Annotated in this window: 5 protein-coding genes and 1 pseudogene; all 6 read right to left on the reverse strand. The window is 66.9% G+C overall.

Annotated elements, in window-relative coordinates; all coding sequences use genetic code 11:
* Positions 1–245 (reverse strand): zinc-ribbon domain-containing protein (locus tag AC27IQ_RS20110; RefSeq protein ID WP_487090547.1); only part of this gene is annotated, 245 nt, incomplete at its 3' end.
* Between the two features lie 58 nt (positions 246–303).
* On the reverse strand, positions 304–1,206 hold the full coding sequence (gene prmA / locus AC27IQ_RS20115; protein ID WP_272567280.1) for a 50S ribosomal protein L11 methyltransferase: 903 nt from the start codon (positions 1,204–1,206) through the stop codon (positions 304–306).
* A gap of 79 nt (positions 1,207–1,285) precedes the next feature.
* Positions 1,286–2,635: an acetyl-CoA carboxylase biotin carboxylase subunit gene (accC, locus tag AC27IQ_RS20120; RefSeq protein ID WP_284393093.1), complete on the reverse strand. Its 1,350-nt coding sequence runs from the start codon at positions 2,633–2,635 to the stop codon at positions 1,286–1,288.
* The gene (locus tag AC27IQ_RS20125) at positions 2,628–2,804 is read right to left on the reverse strand and encodes a hypothetical protein (RefSeq protein ID WP_272567275.1); all 177 of its coding nucleotides are present in this window, start codon (positions 2,802–2,804) and stop codon (positions 2,628–2,630) included. Before AC27IQ_RS20125 ends, accC begins: the two co-directional genes overlap by 8 nt.
* Positions 2,805–2,811: 7 nt before the next feature.
* A complete protein-coding gene (accB, locus tag AC27IQ_RS20130) occupies positions 2,812–3,261 on the reverse strand; it encodes an acetyl-CoA carboxylase biotin carboxyl carrier protein (protein ID WP_272567273.1) in 450 nt (149 codons plus the stop codon).
* Between the two features lie 108 nt (positions 3,262–3,369).
* Positions 3,370–3,844: pseudogene (locus AC27IQ_RS20135) on the reverse strand (TlpA disulfide reductase family protein); the annotation flags it as partial.

Here is a 3,844-nt window from a genome sequence, read left to right on the forward strand (position 1 = left end):
CGCTCGCCGCGCCAGCCCCCCCAGGCCCGTTCGGCAGGCGCCGGCGGCCGCACGGCCGCGCGAGGAGCTTCGGGAATGGCCATTTCCGGCAGCAGGTCCTGCGACGCCGAGCGCACCAGATGGGCCGCCGCATCGAAGACTTCCTTGCACTGCCCGCACCGCACCCACCCATCGGAGATGCGCAACTGGTCCGCGACGACCTTGAAGGTCGTGCCGCAGGCGGGGCAGCGTGTGATCTGGCTCATCGGCTCGGGATTGTAGGTGGGCGCCATGCCCGCCCGAAGGGCGGCACGGCCCTGCCCATCAACGCGCGGCCACCATCAGGATCCAGCCCTCCTGCGTGTCGGCCACCTCCAGGGGCAGCCACGGCGCATAGGCCTCTTTCAGCTCGTCGGCCTGGCGCTCCAGGATGCCGGCCAGCACCAGATGGCCGCCCGCCGCCACATGCGCGCACAGCAGCGGCGCCAGCACCTTGAGGGGCGTGGCGAGGATGTTGGCCAGCACCGTCTGGTAGGTGCCGCTGGCCTGGTCAGGCAGGCCGGCCTTCAGCGCCACGCCGTTGGCCTCGGCGTTCAGCCGCGTGGACTCCACGGCCGCCGGATCGATGTCCACGGCATCGACATCCGTCGCACCGAACTTGGCGGCGCCGATGGCCAGGATGCCGGAGCCGCAGCCATAGTCGAGCACGCGGCCCAGCGGGTTGCCGCTGGCGCCGTGCGGCGCGCCGTTCGCCGCGATCCACCGCAGGCACATGCGCGTCGTGGGGTGCGTGCCGGTGCCGAATGCCAGTCCGGGATCGAGCCGGATGCTGCGCGTGGCCTGGGCCGGCAGCTCGTGCCAGGTGGGCACGATCCAGAAATCCGGCGTGATGTCCACCGGCGCGAACTGTGATTGCGTGAGGCGCACCCAGTCCTGCTCGGGCACGGTGGCCACGCCCAGCACGCGGCAGCCCTCGAAAAAATCCTGCACCTCCAGCAGGGCCCGCGCCTCCTGCGCTTCGGCTTCGTTCTGGAACAGCGCCACCACCCGGCTGCGCTGCCAGCCGTCCTTGGGCGGCGGCATGCCGGGCTCGCCGAACAGCGCCTGCTCGGCATCGGTCTGCGCGTCGGCATCCTCGACCGACACGCTCAGCGCCTGCAGCGCATCGAGCGCATCGCTCAGGGACTCGACCCGGTCTTCGGGGCACATCAGGCTCAGCTCAAACATGGGAGACCTCCGGGAGAAAACGAAAATGCTGGCACCCGTTGCCAGGTGCCAGCATGCAAAACCACCACGCGCAGCGATCTCAGCGCTTGTGCTGCGACAGCCACTCTTCCAGGTAATGGATGTTGGTGCCGCCCGCCACGAACTTGGCGTCCACCATCAGCTCGCGGTGCAGCGGCACGTTGGTGTTGATGCCCTCGATCACGGTCTCGGACAGCGCCGTGCGCATGCGGGCCAGCGCCTGCTCGCGCGTGTCGCCGTGCACGATGATCTTGCCGATCATCGAGTCGTAGTTCGGAGGCACGTAGTAGTTGGTGTAGGCGTGCGAATCCACGCGCACGCCCGGGCCGCCCGGCGCATGCCACATGGTGATGCGGCCTGGCGAGGGGATGAACTTGTACGGGTCCTCGGCGTTCACACGGCATTCGATGGCGTGGCCGCGGATCTCGATCTGGCGCTGGGTGAAGGGCAGCTTCTCGCCGGCGGCAACCATGATCTGCGTCTTCACGATGTCCACGCCCGTGATCCATTCGGTCACCGGGTGCTCCACCTGCACGCGGGTGTTCATCTCGATGAAGTAGAACTCACCGTTTTCATACAGGAACTCGAACGTGCCCGCACCGCGGTAGCCGATCTTCTTGCAGGCGGCCACGCAACGCTCGCCGATCTTCTCGATCAGCTTGCGCGGGATGCCGGGCGCCGGCGCTTCCTCGATCACCTTCTGGTGGCGGCGCTGCATGGAGCAGTCCCGCTCGCCCAGATAGACCGCATTGCGGTGCTTGTCCGCGAGGATCTGGATCTCGATGTGGCGCGGGTTCTGGAGGAACTTCTCCATGTACACGGCCGGATTGCCGAACGCCGCGCCGGCCTCGGCCTTGGTCATCTGCACCGCGTTGACGAGCGCCGCCTCGGTGTGCACCACGCGCATGCCGCGCCCGCCGCCACCGCCCGCGGCTTTGATGATGACGGGATAGCCCACCGCCTTGGCGATGCGGCGGATCTGCACCGGGTCTTCCGGCAGCTCGCCTTCGGAGCCCGGCACGCAGGGCACGCCCGCGCGGATCATGGCCTGCTTGGCCGAGACCTTGTCGCCCATGGTGCGGATCGACTCGGGAGTGGGGCCGATGAACTGGAAGCCGCTCTTTTCCACCCGCTCGGCGAAGTCGGCGTTTTCGGACAGGAAGCCGTAGCCGGGGTGGATGGCCTCCGCATCGGTCACCTCGGCAGCCGAGATGATGGCGGGCATGTTGAGGTAGGACAGCGGCGAGGGCGCGGGGCCGATGCACACCGCCTCTTCGGCCAGCTTCACGTACTTGGCATCGCGATCCGCCTCGGAATACACCATGACGGCCTTGACGCCGAGTTCACGGCAGGCGCGCTGGATGCGCAATGCGATTTCGCCGCGATTGGCAACGAGGATTTTCTTAAACATAGGTTTCTTCGCGGCTCATCACCCATGCGCGGGCGCATGCGAGTGCGGTTGGCGTGGCCTTGCCCGGGGCAAGACGGCCGGCACCGGCGACGAGGATTTTCTGAAACATGGACGTTCCCTGGCGCCCGGCAACGAGGCCGGCGCGCCCGACAAGGACCGAGGAAGACATGCGCAATTTATTCGATCACGAACAGGGGCTGCCCGTATTCCACCGCCTGGCCGTTCTCCCCCAGGATGCGGGTGACGGTGCCGGACTTGTCGGCTTCGATCTCGTTGAGGATCTTCATGGCCTCGATGATGCAGATCGTCTCGCCTTCCTTGACCTGGCTGCCCACCTCGACGAACGACTTGGCACCTGGGCTGGAAGCGCGGTAGAACGTGCCCACCATGGGCGACTTCACGATGTGGCCGGTCGGAGCGGCCGGTGCAGGCAGTTCTGCCACCGGGGCTGCGGCGGCCGCCGCGGGGGCCGGGGCCTGCTGGGCGGGTGCGGCCACATATTGCTGGACCACCGCACCGCCGCTCTTGACGATGCGGACCTTGCCTTCTGCCTCGGTGATCTCGAGTTCTGACACATTCGACTCGGACACGAGGTCGATCAAGGTCTTGAGTTTTCGCAAATCCATGGGAACTCCAACGCCAAAAACAAAATAGGGCGCGAATTTACCCTAAATTCAACCTATGGCCGGTATTTGGGCGCAAATTCATTGATCTTCGCAGTGGATTGCAGCGCCCTATCCCAGAGAAGCCCACTGGGTCAGGTCTTGCGCGGTGACCTGGCCCATTTTACGGTGCACGATGCTGCCATCTGCACCCATCACCACGCTGAAAGGCAGGCCTCCGGTGAGATTGCCCAGCGAACGGCCCAGTTCGGTGCCCGAAAGTCCTGCCAGTCCCACCGGGAAATCCAGCGGCAGCGCCCCAGGAACTGCCGCACGGACGAGGGCTGGTCAATCGCCAGGCCCACGACTTGCCAGCCTTTGGCGGCATGTTCCCGGTAGAAGGCATTCAAAAGCGGCAGCTCGTCCACGCAGGGCGGGCACCACGTGGCCCAGAAGTTCACCAGCAGCGGCTTGCCGCGAAAACGCGCCATCGCCACGGGCGCGCCGCCCGAGGGCGCCTCGAACTGCTGCGCCCACAGGGCGGCTTCGGCGCCGGACAGCACCGCGTGCGGCTGGAACCGCCACCACGCCAGCCCTGCGCCGCCCA

The sequence above is a fragment of the Acidovorax sp. KPB24-07 genome (assembly GCF_057543315.1).